Source organism: Bradyrhizobium sp. NBAIM14, assembly GCF_020193895.1.
Taxonomy (GTDB): Bacteria; Pseudomonadota; Alphaproteobacteria; order Rhizobiales; family Xanthobacteraceae; genus Bradyrhizobium; species Bradyrhizobium yuanmingense.
In genome coordinates this window covers 223,280-238,042 of sequence record NZ_JADYVQ010000009.1, presented here as the reverse complement: position 1 = coordinate 238,042, position 14,763 = coordinate 223,280, and the positions used below count along the sequence as shown (strand labels likewise).

Genomic DNA, 14,763 nt, shown 5'->3' with positions numbered 1-14,763 from the left:
CAGAGGTGTATAAGAGACGGGTGGGGTAGTGGGTTAAGCTAGATCATGGCGCGTTACATCGACGAGATCCTGCAGCCCGGCGAGCGCGTGCTGTATTCGACCAATGCGCACTGGATCTTCTACTTTCCGGCCATCGTGGCCTGGATCGCGGCGCTGGCCCTGCTCATCCTGTCGCGGCAGGCGACCGTCGACTGGCTCGTTCTGCTTTGCCTCGGGGCCGCTGGTCTCGCGGCTCTGGCGGCCCTGTATTGGACCGTGAAGGGCTGGTTCCATCGTTTCACCACCGAGACCGACGTCACCAACCTCAGGGTCGTGCACAAGACCGGCTTCATCAAGCGCCGAACCTTCGAGATGGCGCTGGACAAGGTCGAGAGCGTCGATGTCGACCAGACCATTCTTGGACGTATTCTCAACTACGGCGACGTGACGATTCGCGGCGTCGGCGAGGGTATCGAGACGATCAAGACCATCGCCTCGCCGCTCGCCTTCCGTAGTTCGATCACCACGCGGTAGGACCGCGCCCAACCATGAGCATGCAGCAAAATACTTCTATTTCCGCCCAGCTCGGCTCGAGCGTCGACGCCGCCGAGATCGCGAAATTCTCGAAACTCTCGGCGGAATGGTGGGATCCCAAGGGCAAGATGGCGCCGCTGCACCGGATCAACCCGTTGCGGCTCGGCTATATCCGCGACGCCGCCTGCCGCAAGTTCGAGCGCAACGTGCGCAGCCTCAATTGTCTTGGGTCCTTGCGCGTGCTCGACATCGGCTGCGGCGCCGGCCTGCTCTGCGAGCCGCTGTCGCGCCTCGGAGCGCAGGTCATCGGCATCGATCCCTCCGCGAGCAACATCGAGGCGGCGAAGCTGCACGCCGACAAGAGCCATCTGGCGATCGACTATCGCTGCACCACGGTGGAGGAGATCGACCCGCGCGAGCGCTTCGACATCGTGCTGGCGATGGAGGTGGTCGAGCACGTCACCGACGTCGGCATGTTCCTGAAGCGCTGCGCCGCGATGCTGAAGCCGAACGGCCTGATGGTGGTCTCGACGCTGAACCGCAACTGGAAGAGCTTTGCCCTCGCCATCGTCGGTGCCGAATACGTCCTGCGCTGGCTACCGCGCGGCACGCATGAGTGGAACAAGTTCGTCACGCCCGACGAACTGACGAAATACCTGCTCGACAACCGTCTTGTCATCACCGAGCAGACCGGCGTCGTCTACTCGCCCTTCGCCGACAAATGGTCGCTGTCGTCGGATATGGACGTGAACTATATGGTGGTCGCGGAAGCGATGGTGTGAACTGCCCAGGGTGAGTGCGAGCCGTCATTCCAGGAACGCTGTCCTCCTGCGTTCGCAGCGACGACAGCGGAGATTGCCGCACTGACAGAGGTTCTAACCGGCAGCCCCCGCCCTGCGTCCCGGCGCAGGCCCCACATATCTTGCCCTCGGTCTGATCAGCTTGCCGAACTGCAATTGCTCGCTGGCATGCGCGATCCAGCCGACGCTGCGGGCCATCGCGAACAGCGCCAGCTCGCTGCCGGCGGGCAGGCGCAGTGCGTGGACCAGCACGGCGAGCGCGTAGTCGATATTGACGAACTCGCCGGTGGCTTCCGCGATCCGCTCTGGCACTTCCCTGGTGAATTTGCGCGGCGCGCCGGAGCGCGACAGCGCGTTCAGCAGCGACTGCGCGCGGGGGTCGCCGTGCTTGTAGACGCCGTGGCCAAAGCCGGCAAAGCGTTCACCGAGGGCGACACGCTCGCGCACGACAGGCTCGACGTCGCGGTCGACCAGCGTCTTGACGAGCTGTGAGGCCAGGACGCCGGCGCCGCCATGCTTCGGCCCTTTCAACGCGGCGAGCCCGGCGATGACGGAGTCATAAAGGTTGAGGCCGGTCGAGGCAGCGCAGCGCGCGGTGAAGGTCGACGCGTTCAGCTCGTGATCGGCGAGCAGTACCAGCGCGCGGCGGATCAGGTCGGGCGCGTGCTTGTTGTCCGCCGCCCAGGCGCGCGCGACCTGCTGATGCAGCGGCTCGGCCGAGGCGTCCGCATTGAGCATGGTCGCAACCAGCAGGCGGACGATGCGCGCGCCGACCATAGCGCGGCCATCGGGTGCCCGGGTGAAGGCGCGGGGATCGACGCTGGCGGCCAGTGCGAGCACGGCGATGGCGCGGTCGATCGGTGCGGCCCGGCGCGCGGCCTTCGCGATCACGCGCATTTCCTCGGAGAGTTCCGGTTGATTGTCGGGGGCAAACGGATCGACGTCGGCGACATCCCACAGCAGCGTCGCGGCGTGCTCCAGCGTGTCACTCTCGGAAAGATCGACGCAATTGACGCCGCGATAGATGGCGCCCTCCTCGGTGATGGTCGAGATCTCCGTGTCCATCACCGGCAGATCGGCATCGAAGCTGCGCAGGCCGCGTGGCTCCGGCGACGGCACACGGCGCTCCTTCAGCGCCCGAACGTCCTCGGCGCGATAGCGGTTCTTTCGCGAGTCCGGCGTCGGCTCGGAGCGGATCAGGCCGCGGCTGACATAGGCGTAGAGGGTGGCCGGAGAGATCGCGAGCTCGGCGGCGGCTTCCCGAGCGGAGAGGTACAGCCCATCAGAATTTTTCATATTGATTTATGTAATCAAGATTGATCAATGTGTCGAGAGGCCTGACCTTGTTCTCCGTGAACAGGAGATTTGGGTCATGAACATCCACCTCACCAAAAGCCAGATCGGGCTGGACGGCGTTCCCGCGGCCGAGACCGTGCTGAGCCATGTCGACGGCGAGCGCGGCGAGCTCATCATCGCCGGGGAGCACGTCGGGCGGCTCGCCGCCATCTCGAGCTTCGAAGGCGTTACCGCCCGGCTCTGGAATGGCGCCAGCAAGACCACCCTCACCGAAGCCAATGTGCGCTCAAACCTGGGCGTGGCGCGCGAGCGCGCCTTCGCGCGGCTGCCGGACCTGCTGCCGGCGACGCGCGGCATGGGCATCATCGACGGGTTTCGTGCCGCCGTCGCCGGACTTCGCGCCGAGCACGGGCTGGAGCACGAGGCGACGATCGTCGGCGCGTTTCCGGTGATCGCGGGCGCGCTGGTCCGGCGCGCCAAGGGGCTCGAGCCGGTCGCGCCCGATCCCACCGTGAGCCATGCCGCCGACACGCTGCGCATGTTGCACGGCCGTTCGCCTGCAACGCGCGAGGTCACGGCGCTCGACGCCTATCTCGTCACCGCCAGCGACCACGGCATGAACGCATCGACCTTCGCCGCGCGCGTGGTGGCCTCGACGCAGGCCGACCTGTTCGCGGCCGTCACCGCCGGCTATTGCGCGCTGACCGGTCCGCTGCATGGCGGCGCGCCGGAGCCGGTGCTGGAAATGCTGGACGCGATCGGCTCGCGCGAGCGCATTCAGTCCTGGGTCGACGCGGCGCTGGCGCGCGGCGAGCGCATGATGGGTTTCGGTCACCGCGTCTATCGCGTCCGCGATCCGCGCGCCGACGTGCTCAAGACCGCGGTCGAGGCGCTTGCGTCCAATGGCACCGATTTGCCGTTTGCCGGCGAGGTCGAGGCTTATATCCGCAGCGCCTTGCGCAAGAAGAATCCGGAGCGGCCGCTGGAGACGAACGTCGAGTTCTTCACCGCGATCCTGCTCGATGCGCTGGCGATTCCGCGGCAGGCGTTCACGCCGATCTTCGCGATCGCGCGCAGCGCGGGCTGGACCGCGCATGCCCGCGAGCAGCAGCGGACGGGGCGGTTGATCAGGCCGAGCTCGTCATATGTCGGGGCGATGCCGGAAGTTTGAGAGCGGATGCCTCCGCGAGACCGGAATCGTAGGGTAGCCAAAGGCGCACTTGCGCCGTGCCCACCATCTCTCTCGATCGAAAAAAAGGTGGGCACGCTTTGCTTTGCCCACCCTACGACACTGTCGTCGCCGCAAGAGCGCGGAAAACAGCGGAGAAGACCGCGGGCCCCTACGCCTCGCGCACGACCGTCTTCAGATAATTATACGCCTTGATGATCTCGATCAGGCGGTCCTCGGTCGAGCGGTCGCCGCCATTGGCGTCGGGGTGGTGCTGCTTCACCAGCGCCTTGTACTTGGTCTTGACGTCGGCAAGCGTCGCGCTGGGGCCGAGGCCCATGACCTGAAGCGCCTTGCGCTCGGCGTTCATTACCTTGCGCGTCTCGGCCTTGGGCTCCGCCTCGGGGCCCTTGCGCCAGCTGGCGCGGCCGTTGATCTCGCTGAACATGCTGAAAGGATCGGCCGCCATGTCGATCTCTTCCGCGCCCTTCTTGCCGCCATTGGCGCCCATCTTCCAGGTCGGACGGTGACCGGTCAGCGCATCCTTCTGATAGCGCGCGACGGCTTCGGCATTCATGCCGGAAAAGAAATTGTAGTTCTGGTTGTACTCGCGCACGTGGTCGAGGCAGAAGTGCCAGTACTCGCGCTGGTTCTCGCGGCCCTTCGGCGCCCGGTGCGAGCCCTTGTTGGCGCAGCCCGCCCATTCGCAATTGACCGCGGTGTCGCGCGGCTTCACTTCCGGCTGCTTGCCCCGCGGCTTCACGCGGATGGAGTCGAAGAATTTTGATGAATCGATCGGCATGGCTGACTTTGACTACGCAATGCAAAAACCTTCAAGTCTTGACATTGCAATTCGCTGAGCACCCGGTCGCGACGAGCTTGGACGTCCGGGTATTGACGGGATGCGAGCGCGCACCTTAATGGCACACATGGCTATGAAAGACACTATCAGCAACAAGTTGCAGGAAGCTTTCACGCCGGAAAGCCTGCAAGTCGTCGACGAGTCACATTTGCATGAGGGCCACGCCGGCCACCGAGCAGGCGGCGAGACGCACTTCCGTGTGTATATCGTGTCTGCCGCCTTCAAAGGGAAGAGCCGGATCGACCGTCATCGCATGATAAATTCAGCGCTCGCCGCGGAACTCGCCGGCAGCGTGCACGCGCTGGCGATCAATGCGCAGGCGCCGGGGGAAGGTTGAATTCTCTGACCCTGCCCTGGAGGGGGAGGGTCGATCGCGCGCAGCGCGAGCGGGGTGGGGTGATCTCTCCACTCGGGTACTGTTGGATGTGGGAAGACCGTCACCCCACCCCGCTACGCATTGCGCTGCTCTTCATGCGTAGCGACCCACGGGCGAGCTACGCTCGTCCCGGACCCCTCCAGGGGAGGGTAAGGGAAAAATTAGAACGACGTCCCGGCCCGTCTCGGCTTTGCCTCTTCGAGCTCGGCCTCGCGCGTCACCGGTGAAATACGGAGCGCGGTGATGCGGTTGCGCTCGCGGCGGAGGACGCGGAAACGGAAACCGTGGAAGGTGAAGCTCTGGCCGCGGTCGGGGATCGAGCGCGCCTCGTGAATGACGAGACCGGCGACCGTGGTTGCCTCTTCATCGGGCAGATGCCAGTCCATGGCGCGGTTGAGGTCGCGGATCGGCACCGACCCGTCGACCACGACGGAGCCGTCCGGCTGACGGCGCACGCCGGCGACCACCACGTCATGCTCGTCGGAGATGTCGCCGACGATCTCCTCCAGAATGTCTTCCAGCGTCACGAGGCCTTCGACCTCACCATACTCGTCGACGACGAGTGCGAAATGGGTCTTGCGGCGGCGGAACGCCTTGAGCTGCTGGGATATCGGCCGCATCTCCGGCACGAACCAGGGCGGCAGCATGATGGTGGTGACGTCGATGCGCGACGTGTCGCCCTCCGATGCGCGGATCGCGCGCAACAGATCCTTGGCGTGCAGAATGCCGATGATGTTCTCCGACTTGTCCCGCCACAGCGGAATGCGGGTGTATTCGGTGGCCAGCACCTCCCGCACCAGCTCCTCCGGCGGCAGGTCGGCGTTGATCATCACCATGGCCGTGCGGTGGACCATCACGTCAGACACCGTCAGCTCGCCGAGACGGAAGACGTTGTGAATGTACTCGGCCTCGCCGCTCTCGATCTTGCCGTGCACGGCCGATTCCTCGACCAGGCCCTCGATCTCCGAATCCGTCAGGATTTCGTGTTGCGAGAACTCCTGCACCCCCATCAGACGGAGGATCGCGCTCGACGCCGTGTTGAGGCACCAGCTCAGCGGGTAGAACAGGAGGTAGGAAAAATGCAGCGGATAGGCAATCCACTGCGACACTGGCATCGGCTCCCTGATCGCAAGCGTCTTCGGCACCTGCTCGCCGATGACGATGTGCAGCGAAGAGAAGACCAGAAAACCCGCCACGAACGAGGTGAAGTGCAGCGTGGCCTCCGACATTCCGAGCGGGCTGAGGACGGGGCTCAGCAGCGCAGACACCGTCGGCTCACCGATCCAGCCGAGACCGAGCGAGGCCATGGTGATGCCGAGCTGGCAGCAGGCGAGATAGGATTCGATGTTCCCCATCATCGTCTGCAGCAGGCGCGCGCCGAAGCGGTTCTGCTCGACCATGGCCTTGACGCGGAAGCCGCGGCTCTTCACCAGCGCAAATTCCGCCGCCACGTAAAACGCGTTGGCGGCGAGCAGGAGGGCCGCAAGCAGCAGATTGATCGAGATCGAACTCATGTTTGCCTCGCGACCGCCCCGGCGTTCCCCGCCGTTTCGCGGGCGGCCGATCTGAACGGTCCCGTTATCACTGCGCGAGCTTCTCTTTCAGGAAGTCGCGCACCGGCGCCGGCTCGACGTCCTTTGCGATCACCGCGCGGCCCACGGCCTCCAGTAGGATGAAGGTGAGCTTGCCGCGCTTGACCTTCTTGTCCTGCGCCATCAGCGCCATCAGCGCGTCGGCATCGGCGAGCCCTTCCTGCGCAAAGCCGGCGATGTCCTGCAGGCGCGTCGGCAGGCCTGCCTCGATCAGGTGGCGCTCGATGCGCGCCGCCTCACGCTCGCCGATCATGCCGAGCTTCGCGGAGAACTGCGCTGCCAGCGTCATGCCGATGGCGACGCCCTCGCCGTGGAACAGGCGGTCGGAGAAGCCGGTCACAGCCTCCAGCGCGTGGCCGAAGGTGTGGCCGAGATTGAGCAGCGCGCGCTCGCCGGTCTCGCGCTCGTCGCGCGCGACGATTGCGGCCTTGGCCCGGCAGGAGGTCGCGATCGCATGCTCGCGGGCCGATCCGCCCCTCGAGATGTCGGCATGGTTCTTCTCCAGCCAGCTGAAGAAGGCCTCGTCGCCCAGCACGCCGTATTTGGCGACCTCGGCATAGCCGGCCCGGAACTGGCGCGGCGACAGCGTGTCGAGCACGGCGGTGTCGGCGATGACGAGCACCGGCTGGTGGAAGGCCCCGAGCAGATTCTTGCCCTGCGGCGAGTTGATGCCGGTCTTGCCGCCGACGCTGGAATCGACCTGCGCGAGAAGCGAGGTCGGCACCTGCACGAAATCGACGCCGCGGCGCAGGATCGCCGCGGCAAAGCCGGCGAGATCGCCGACCACGCCGCCGCCGAGCGCGATGACGAGATCGTTGCGCTCGATCTTCGCTGCGATCAGGGCCTCGCTGACCTTTTCGAGCCCGGCATAGGTTTTCGAGATCTCGCCTTCCTCGACGACGATGCGCGAGGTCGGAATACCGCTGGCTGCGAGCGACGCCTCAGTGGGCTCGAGCCAGTATTTCGCGACGGTGCGGTCGGTCACGATGGCCGTGCGCACGCCGGGACGCAGAGCGGCGACACGCTCGCCGAGCGAGGCCAGCACGCCGCGGCCGATGACGATGTCATAGGCGCGGTCACCGAGTGCGACGTCGACCTTGATGGGATCGGAATGTTTCAACGGCGCAGTCATCTTGACGCACTCGCAATGTCGGCAGGCGGTTGGGCTGGCTCTCCGCCGCAGAGACGGGCGTGCAGCGCCTCGATGCATTCCTCGACGATTCTGTCGTGCGGCACGTCGCGCGAGGCGATGGTGAGGTCGGCATTGGCATAGATCGGCTCGCGCTGGGCGAGAAGGCGCGTCACGGTTCCTTCGGGATCGGCGGTCTGAAGCAGCGGACGGTCGGCACGGCGCCGCACGCGGCGCATGATGACGTCATGGTCCGCCCTCAGCCAGATCGAGATGGCCTTCGCCGCGATGCGTGCGCGCGTCTCCTCGCGCATGAAAGCGCCGCCACCGGTCGCCAGCACGATCGGCCCGCCCTCGAGCAGCCGCGCGATCACACGGGCCTCGCCGTCGCGGAAATAGGGCTCGCCATGGGCCGCAAAGATCTCCGGGATGGTCATGCCGGCATGGGCCACCTCGATTTCGGTGTCGGCATCGATGAAGGGCAGCCTGAGCCGGGCCGCGAGGCGGCGGCCGATGGTGGATTTGCCCACCCCCATCATGCCGACGAGCACGATCGAGCGCGCCCCGAGCGCCGACAGGATGTCGGCCTCGGGCGAAGCAGGAAGCGGCAACGCGGCGTCGGACATCGTCTCGCTCGACTGGATCTCGCTCGAACTGCCGCCAGATGCGGCATGGCTTTGGCCACCTATACGACCCCATGGGGGCCCTCGCCAGAGGACTCTTGCCACGAAACGGCGAACATGTTGGATGATTTCATTGGTTAATTTGGCTGCCGCGCCCCGACCCGAGACCCCAGAACGATGCCGAGCCTGTTCCGCTTCCTGACGGTCGTCGCCGTGATCGGCGGCATCGTCTATGGCGTGGTCTTCGCGCTGGCGAACTTCGTCAACCCGAAGCCGCGGGAAATGACGGTGACGATCCCGCCGGACAAGTTTCTCAAGAAATAGGAGCTAGCCTCCCGGGCATGCCCCCCAAACCCTCAGACACCAGGCTCATCGGCCTGTTCCTCGACATGCTCGCCGCGGAACAGGGCGCCGGCCCCAACACGCTCGATGCCTACCGCCGCGACCTCAGCGATTTCTCGGAATTTCTGGGCCGCGTCGGCCATACATTCGTGGATGCCGAGACCCAGACGCTGCGCGACTATCTCGTCGATCTCGACACCCGCGGCTTCAAATCCACCAGTGTGGCCCGCCGGCTGTCCGCGATGCGGCACCTCTACCGTTTCCTGCTGAACGAGCGCATCCGCGGCGACGATCCCGCGGCGATCCTGTCAGGTCCGAAGCGCGGCCGCGGCCTGCCGAAAGTGCTGTCGATCGCCGACGTCGACCGCATGCTCCGCCGCGCCAAGGAATTGAGCGAGGCCGAAGATGCCTCGCCCTCCAGGCGATTGCGGGCGCTGCGGCTCTATTGCCTGCTCGAGGTGCTCTACGCCACGGGCCTGCGCGTCTCCGAGCTGGTGGCGCTGCCGCGCTCGGCGGCCAAGCGCGACGCCCGCATGATCGTGGTGCGCGGCAAGGGCAACAAGGAACGGCTGGTACCGCTCAACGACGCCTCGCGGCAGGCGATGGCGGACTATCTCGCCGCCACGGAAGCGGCAAAGGCCGACAGGAAGAACAGCGTGGCCGCGTCGAAATGGCTGTTCCCCTCGTTCGGCGAGAGCGGACATCTGACGCGCCAGCATTTTGCCCGCGACCTCAAGGAGCTCGCGGTTGCGTCCGGCTTGCAGGCCCGCCTGGTCTCCCCGCACGTGCTGCGCCACGCCTTTGCCACCCATCTGCTGCACAACGGCGCGGACCTGCGCATCGTGCAGACCCTGCTCGGTCACACCGACATCTCGACCACCCAGATCTATACCCATGTGGTCGAGGAGCGGCTGAAGAGCTTGGTGCGCGACCTGCACCCGCTGGCGGAGAAGTAGTTGCTGCTGGTAGCCCGGATGGAGCGACGCGTAATCCGGGGCCGCCTCCTCGCGGCCAGACCTTCCCGGATTGCGCTGCGCTCCATCCGGGCTACGGGTAAAGGGTGAAACCGCCTTGACTTCGGCCACATCTCCGCGGAAAGAGCCGGGGCCTCACGGCTGATTTGGCCGACTGCACCAGCACACAAGCCAAACCATTGAAGACGCTACACTTCTTTCCGCCGCCCCAACTTGCTTCGCTTCTCGCGCCCCGTCCCCCTATATTGAGTTGATGCTAGACCAGATGCGCAGCTATCTCGACTTCGAAAAGCCCGTCGCCGAGCTCGACTCCAAGGTCGACGAATTGCGCGCGCTCGCCGCCACCGGCACCGACATCAGCGACGAGGTCGGGCGGATCGAGGACAAGGCGGCGCAGGCGCTGGCCGACCTCTATGCGAACCTGACGCCGTGGCAGAAGACGCTTGTGGCGCGGCATCCGCAGCGGCCGCATTTCAACGACTTCATCAAGGGCCTGATCACCGAATTCACCCCGCTCGCCGGCGACCGCAAGTTCGGCGAGGACGAGGCGCTGGTCGCCGGCTTCGGCCGCTTCCGCGGTGAGCCGATCTGCGTGATGGGCCAGGAAAAGGGCGATTCCACCGAGAGCCGCATCCGGCACAATTTCGGCATGGCGCGGCCGGAAGGGTATCGCAAATGCGTGCGGCTGATGGAGATGGCCGAGCGGTTCGGCCTGCCGGTGCTGTCGCTCGCCGATTCGGCCGGCGCCTATCCCGGCATCGGCGCCGAGGAGCGCGGCCAGGCGGAAGCCATCGCGCGCTCGACCGATGCGTGCCTGGCGCTGACCGTGCCCAACGTCGCGATCATCACCGGCGAGGGCATGTCGGGCGGCGCCATCGCCATCACCACCGCCAACAAGGTCCTGATGCTCGAGCACGCGATCTACAGCGTGATCTCGCCGGAGGCGGCGTCCTCGATCCTCTGGCGCGACGGCACCAAGGCGCAGGAAGCCGCCAATAACATGAAGATCACCGCTCAGGATATGCTCCGCTTCGGCGTGATCGACGCCATCCTGAAGGAGCCGGTCGGCGGCGCCCACCGCGACCCCGCCGCCATGATCGCCACCACGGGCGAGGCCATCGCCAAGGCGTTCGACGAGCTCCGGAACTTTGATGGGGATGCCATCCGCAAGCAGCGGCGGCAGAAATTCCTCGATATCGGCCGCAAACTGGGCTGATTCGCCTCGATTCCGCTCTCGTAGGGTGGGCAAAGCGAAGCGTGCCCACCAATCCCGGCTGTACGAACGGCTCGTGGGCACGGCGCTTCGCGCCTTTGCCCACCCTACCAGGCCTTTCGAGCAGCCCCCGGTAACCCCGCCTTAACCCTTTTTTTGCCCAAATCGGCGATCTGAGTCCCCTCGGCCCGAAAGCCCAAGTTCCGTCCCAAGTCGCGTCCATTTAGTCTTCGTTGACCATGCCACTGGGCCAACGCCCTCGTGATCCCCGCTCGGGTTGCGACCACATGACCCAGAGGTTAGAATTTTAATCAATGGCTTCAGGGCATAAGCGCTGGAGCGGGGTCTGACCGGGCCCGTCTCGGCGGGTCGGTTTACCGGTCGGATTGCGCTTCGGAATAATTGGGGTTCGCGCTTCAATGCCCGGCACGGTGTGGGGTCCATCTTGATTTCTCGTTCGCTTGCTCGCGCGCTCTTGGTTTCGGTTGCGCTGATGACGGCCGGCGGTCTGCTCGCCGGCTGCAACACCGATCAGGTCTCGCTTGCGACCAACGCCAAGGCCAATCAGCCGGTGCCGCCGAAGCTGATCGCCGCGATGGCCGAGAAGGACATGGACCTGCAATCGCCGATCCTGGTCCGCCTGTTCAAGCAGGAGGCCGAGCTCGAGGTCTGGAAGCAGACCCGCTCGGGCCAGTTCGCGCTGCTCAAGACCTATCCGATCTGCCGCTGGTCGGGCGATCTCGGCCCCAAGGTGCGCGAAGGCGACCGCCAGGCGCCGGAGGGATTCTACTCGATCAATCCGAGCCAGATGAATCCGCAATCGTCCTATTACCTCTCGTTCAACACCGGCTACCCGAACGCGTTCGACAAGGCGCTGGGCCGCACCGGCTCGCAGCTGATGGTGCACGGCGACTGTTCGTCGCGCGGCTGCTACGCGATGACGGACGAGCAGATCGCGGAGATCTATTCGCTCGGCCGCGAGTCCTTCTTCGGCGGCCAGAAGGCGTTCCAGCTGCAGGCCTATCCGTTCAAGATGACGCCGGTGAACATGGCCAGGCACCGGAACAATCCGAACATGCCGTTCTGGAAGATGATCAAGGAAGGCTATGATCATTTCGAGGTGACGCGGCAGGAGCCGAAGGTCGATTTCTGCGAGAAGAGATACGTGTTCGACGCCGCCAAGCCGGCGGACGCCAAGCGCGATCTGGTGTTCGACGCCTCCGCCAGATGTCCGGCCTATGTGATCCCCGAAGAGATCGCCAGCGCGGTCCGCGAGAAGCAGGCCAAGGACGAGACGGAATATGCAAGGCTCGTCGCCAAGGGCACGCCGGTGGCGCGGATGAACACCGGCATTGACGGCGGCATGCACAAGGTGTTCGCCGCCAAAATTCCGGAAGGCTCGACCGGCCTGTCCGAGAGTGCCGAAGGCACCACGCTGCAGATGCTGGCCATGGCGAAGGCGCCGGGCACGATCCCCGGCCACGTCAACCCGCCCAAGCCGAACCTCGACGCGGTGGCAAGTGCGCCGGCGCCGCGGGAAGAGCCGGTGGTCGCCGTCAGCGCGCCTGCCGCGAGCACCCGCGTTGCCGCGGCGGCGCCCGCTGCGAAATCTGAAAGCGGCGGCTTCTTCTCCAATCTCGGCCGCAAGATGGGGCTCGGCACCGCCGACACCACCGCGACCGCGACCGCGACGCCTGCGCCGCAAGCCACCGCGTCCGTGGCCCCGGCCGCCCAGACGTCCACGACGCCGGCCACGGCCGCCTCGCGACTCAAGGCCGCCGTGACCCGCTTCGTGCCGGGACATGACAAGTCCAAGGATTCAGTCAAGGAGGCGGCGAAGGATACGCCGAAGCCGGCCGTAGCAGCCGCCAAGCCGGCCGAGCCGCCGAAGCCCGATACCCGCCTTGCCGCAACGCGTCCGGCGCTGAAGCCATCGGTGAGCGACGGCGCGGGCGATAGCACCGCGATGATGTCAGGCGCCGCGCCGGTGGTGCAGTCGAACTCGTTCGACAGCCGCTTCTCGGCGGTGAAGTAGGCTAGCGCCCGAGCGCGCAGTTATCGCTCTTTCCTCCGCACCGCACGGTAGGGAATGTGAATCGTGAACGCGTCCGGCACGATCCCGCTTTCGATCCGCTTCCATGTCACCTGCGCAGCAATGGGAAAGTTCTCGCGTGCCCGTGGTGAGAAGGTGCCGATCGCGGTGGTACCGCGGCCGTTGCGCAAATAGTCGAGAAAAATGCGGCCGCTGCGCCTGGCCTGGGCGGAGAGGACGTAGCGGTCCGGCCGACGCAATGCGAAATCGGCCATGAGGTTGCGGGCCGCCCGGTGCGCCTGATCGTGCAGCATTGGGCGGTCAAGCGGCGCCGTCAGATGAATGCCCTTGCCGCCGGTCAGCTTGGGCCAGGTCGCAAACCCCTCACGGCTCATTCGCGCGCGAAGCTCCAGGGCGGTCTCGATCACAGCATCCCATTCGACGCCCTCGCCGGGATCAAGGTCGATCACGATGCGATCGGCGTGCTCGAAATCCTCAACAGTCGAATTCCAGGGATGCAATTCGACTGCGCCGATCTCGACGAGTCCGAGGAAACCGTCAAGGCTGTCCACCCAAAGCCGCGTGCCTTCGCCGCCTTCGCGCTTTCGGATGCGTAGTTGGTGCACCGCTTGCGGAATGTCCTTCGGCAGCGGCCCCTTGTGATAGAACGTCGTGCCGTGCACGTGCCGCACCAGCTTGAGCGGGCGATGTCCTAGATGCAGCAGCGCCTTCTTCCAGACACGCGCCCAGTAATGCGCGAGCTCTTCCTTGGACGGCACGATCGCATCGGGCAGCAGCTGCAGGATATTCTCTTTGGGAACGCCGAGCTTCGGCCGCCCGACCGATGAAGGCACCAACCGGGGCGCCCTGACCTTCCGCGGCGCAAGATCGTCGCGCAGGCCCTTGAATACGGCTTCACGCAGCAGGCCATCGTCGGTCAGGGCGCCATATTCCACCTCGGCATTCACCACGGGCTCAACCCATGTAGCCTTGGGCTTCTTTACCGGCAGATCGAGCGGAGAATCGCGCCGGATCAGTGGGTCAAGCCGTTCACGCAATTCACGCGCGGTCGCCTCGGTGTATCCGGTGCGGACCTTGCCGGCATAAAGCAGGCGCCCATCCTCGTGATGCCCGACGTAAAGCGAAGCCACCTTGCGCGGGTACGCGCCCAGCTTTTCGACGAATGCGACGATCGGAAACGTCTCGCTCTTCTTGCATTTCAGCTTGAGCCAGGCTTCCTGCCGTCCGGAGCGATAAGGTGCGTCCGCGCGCTTGGCGAGCAGCCCTTCGAGGCCAAGCCTGCAAGCATGGCGAAGGATTTGCTCGCCGTCGGCTTCGACGTGCTCGACGTAGATGAAAGTCTCGGGCGCTTCTTTCAGGAGCCGCTGCAGCAGCTGCTTGCGCTCGACAAAGCCGACGCCGCGCAAATCGTATCCGTCAAGATACAATAGATCGAACGCGTGATAGCGAATGCGGCGGCTCTGCTTGGCGGCGAGCTCGCGCCGCAGCTGCTGGAAGTCCGGCCGGCCATTACTGCCGTAGACAACGGCCTCGCCATCAATGATCGCACTCCCGGCTCTGAGCTTTCGCGCGCCGGCTGCAATTGACGAGAACTGCTCGGTCCAATCGTATCCGGCGCGCGAATAGACCGTCGCCGCGCCCGCCTGCAGGTGAAGTTGCGCGCGATAGCCGTCGGCTTTTATCTCGAACACCCAGCCGCTGCCTTGCGGCGGGTTCTCGCGTAGCGTGGGATCGCATGGCACGATGTAGGATGGAATCGGAATCTTCCGCGCGCCGGCTAGGCGCGATAGTCCCGACTGACGCAACGCAACGGCACACATGC

The 14,763-nt window shown here is 65.4% G+C and carries 14 protein-coding genes; 8 read left to right on the top strand and 6 right to left on the bottom strand.

The annotated features are described in order from the left end of the window. The first annotated feature begins 45 nt into the window (after positions 1–45). Together I6F28_RS22505 and ubiG are read left to right on the top strand one after the other, a co-directional pair. On the top strand, positions 46–513 hold the full coding sequence (locus I6F28_RS22505; protein WP_036014717.1) for a PH domain-containing protein: 468 nt from the start codon (positions 46–48) through the stop codon (positions 511–513). A 14-nt stretch (positions 514–527) separates the two neighbouring features. Further along, positions 528–1,295: a bifunctional 2-polyprenyl-6-hydroxyphenol methylase/3-demethylubiquinol 3-O-methyltransferase UbiG gene (gene ubiG / locus I6F28_RS22500; RefSeq protein WP_225141108.1), complete on the top strand. Its 768-nt coding sequence runs from the start codon at positions 528–530 to the stop codon at positions 1,293–1,295. A 93-nt stretch (positions 1,296–1,388) separates the two neighbouring features. On the opposite strand, the gene I6F28_RS22495 is transcribed toward ubiG, so the two are convergent. Continuing rightward, the gene (locus I6F28_RS22495; RefSeq protein ID WP_036014714.1) at positions 1,389–2,609 is read right to left on the bottom strand and encodes a citrate/2-methylcitrate synthase; all 1,221 of its coding nucleotides are present in this window, start codon (positions 2,607–2,609) and stop codon (positions 1,389–1,391) included. A gap of 76 nt (positions 2,610–2,685) precedes the next feature. On the opposite strand from I6F28_RS22495, the gene I6F28_RS22490 reads away from it, so the two are divergent. Continuing rightward, positions 2,686–3,780 carry a citrate synthase/methylcitrate synthase gene (locus I6F28_RS22490; protein WP_225115169.1) on the top strand — a complete coding sequence of 365 codons (1,095 nt, stop codon included), beginning with the start codon at positions 2,686–2,688 and terminating at the stop codon, positions 3,778–3,780. A gap of 169 nt (positions 3,781–3,949) precedes the next feature. Here the strand turns inward: I6F28_RS22490 and I6F28_RS22485 are convergent, their stop codons facing one another. Beyond that, positions 3,950–4,579 (bottom strand): J domain-containing protein, encoded by a 630-nt coding sequence (locus I6F28_RS22485; RefSeq protein WP_036014711.1) that lies wholly within the window; start codon positions 4,577–4,579, stop codon positions 3,950–3,952. 127 nt (positions 4,580–4,706) lie between these two features. Between I6F28_RS22485 and I6F28_RS22480 the strand changes: the two genes are divergently transcribed. Continuing rightward, positions 4,707–4,976: a BolA family protein gene (locus I6F28_RS22480; RefSeq protein ID WP_050995968.1), complete on the top strand. Its 270-nt coding sequence runs from the start codon at positions 4,707–4,709 to the stop codon at positions 4,974–4,976. Positions 4,977–5,176: 200 nt separating this feature from the next. Here the strand turns inward: I6F28_RS22480 and I6F28_RS22475 are convergent, their stop codons facing one another. From I6F28_RS22475 to I6F28_RS22465, 3 genes are all read right to left on the bottom strand, one after another. Next, complete coding sequence (locus I6F28_RS22475; RefSeq protein ID WP_036014704.1) at positions 5,177–6,529, bottom strand: hemolysin family protein; 1,353 nt, start codon at positions 6,527–6,529, stop codon at positions 5,177–5,179. Positions 6,530–6,596: 67 nt separating this feature from the next. Next, a complete protein-coding gene (gene aroB, locus I6F28_RS22470) occupies positions 6,597–7,739 on the bottom strand; it encodes a 3-dehydroquinate synthase (protein WP_036014703.1) in 1,143 nt (380 codons plus the stop codon). Continuing rightward, a complete protein-coding gene (locus I6F28_RS22465; RefSeq protein ID WP_036042618.1) occupies positions 7,736–8,362 on the bottom strand; it encodes a shikimate kinase in 627 nt (208 codons plus the stop codon). The genes aroB and I6F28_RS22465 overlap by 4 nt, the downstream gene beginning before the upstream one ends. A 174-nt stretch (positions 8,363–8,536) precedes the next feature. On the opposite strand from I6F28_RS22465, the gene I6F28_RS22460 reads away from it, so the two are divergent. The 4 genes from I6F28_RS22460 to I6F28_RS22445 all read left to right on the top strand — a co-directional run bounded on the left by I6F28_RS22460 (position 8,537) and on the right by I6F28_RS22445 (position 12,923). After that, positions 8,537–8,683: a hypothetical protein gene (locus tag I6F28_RS22460; protein ID WP_036026218.1), complete on the top strand. Its 147-nt coding sequence runs from the start codon at positions 8,537–8,539 to the stop codon at positions 8,681–8,683. A gap of 17 nt (positions 8,684–8,700) precedes the next feature. Continuing rightward, a complete protein-coding gene (gene xerD / locus I6F28_RS22455) occupies positions 8,701–9,657 on the top strand; it encodes a site-specific tyrosine recombinase XerD (protein ID WP_225141106.1) in 957 nt (318 codons plus the stop codon). A gap of 271 nt (positions 9,658–9,928) precedes the next feature. Continuing rightward, positions 9,929–10,891 (top strand): acetyl-CoA carboxylase carboxyltransferase subunit alpha, encoded by a 963-nt coding sequence (locus I6F28_RS22450; protein WP_036014693.1) that lies wholly within the window; start codon positions 9,929–9,931, stop codon positions 10,889–10,891. Positions 10,892–11,381: 490 nt separating this feature from the next. Next, a complete protein-coding gene (locus tag I6F28_RS22445; protein WP_225141103.1) occupies positions 11,382–12,923 on the top strand; it encodes a L,D-transpeptidase family protein in 1,542 nt (513 codons plus the stop codon). A gap of 20 nt (positions 12,924–12,943) precedes the next feature. Here the strand turns inward: I6F28_RS22445 and ligD are convergent, their stop codons facing one another. Beyond that, on the bottom strand, positions 12,944–14,761 hold the full coding sequence (gene ligD, locus I6F28_RS22440) for a DNA ligase D (RefSeq protein ID WP_225141102.1): 1,818 nt from the start codon (positions 14,759–14,761) through the stop codon (positions 12,944–12,946). Between the last annotated feature and the right edge of the window lie 2 nt (positions 14,762–14,763).

What these genes read in the sequence shown, in the direction of transcription:
- I6F28_RS22465 (WP_036042618.1), bottom strand. Translation starts at nt 8,362, where the DNA reads ATGTCCGACGCCGCGTTGCCGCTTCCTGCTTCGCCCGAGGCCGACATC.
- I6F28_RS22495 (WP_036014714.1), bottom strand. Translation starts at nt 2,609, where the DNA reads ATGAAAAATTCTGATGGGCTGTACCTCTCCGCTCGGGAAGCCGCCGCC.
- I6F28_RS22445 (WP_225141103.1), top strand. Translation starts at nt 11,382, where the DNA reads ATGACGGCCGGCGGTCTGCTCGCCGGCTGCAACACCGATCAGGTCTCG.
- ubiG (WP_225141108.1), top strand. Translation starts at nt 528, where the DNA reads ATGAGCATGCAGCAAAATACTTCTATTTCCGCCCAGCTCGGCTCGAGC.
- I6F28_RS22480 (WP_050995968.1), top strand. Translation starts at nt 4,707, where the DNA reads ATGGCTATGAAAGACACTATCAGCAACAAGTTGCAGGAAGCTTTCACG.
- I6F28_RS22450 (WP_036014693.1), top strand. Translation starts at nt 9,929, where the DNA reads ATGCTAGACCAGATGCGCAGCTATCTCGACTTCGAAAAGCCCGTCGCC.
- I6F28_RS22460 (WP_036026218.1), top strand. Translation starts at nt 8,537, where the DNA reads ATGCCGAGCCTGTTCCGCTTCCTGACGGTCGTCGCCGTGATCGGCGGC.
- aroB (WP_036014703.1), bottom strand. Translation starts at nt 7,739, where the DNA reads ATGACTGCGCCGTTGAAACATTCCGATCCCATCAAGGTCGACGTCGCA.
- I6F28_RS22485 (WP_036014711.1), bottom strand. Translation starts at nt 4,579, where the DNA reads ATGCCGATCGATTCATCAAAATTCTTCGACTCCATCCGCGTGAAGCCG.
- ligD (WP_225141102.1), bottom strand. Translation starts at nt 14,761, where the DNA reads ATGTGTGCCGTTGCGTTGCGTCAGTCGGGACTATCGCGCCTAGCCGGC.
- I6F28_RS22505 (WP_036014717.1), top strand. Translation starts at nt 46, where the DNA reads ATGGCGCGTTACATCGACGAGATCCTGCAGCCCGGCGAGCGCGTGCTG.
- I6F28_RS22475 (WP_036014704.1), bottom strand. Translation starts at nt 6,529, where the DNA reads ATGAGTTCGATCTCGATCAATCTGCTGCTTGCGGCCCTCCTGCTCGCC.
- I6F28_RS22490 (WP_225115169.1), top strand. Translation starts at nt 2,686, where the DNA reads ATGAACATCCACCTCACCAAAAGCCAGATCGGGCTGGACGGCGTTCCC.
- xerD (WP_225141106.1), top strand. Translation starts at nt 8,701, where the DNA reads ATGCCCCCCAAACCCTCAGACACCAGGCTCATCGGCCTGTTCCTCGAC.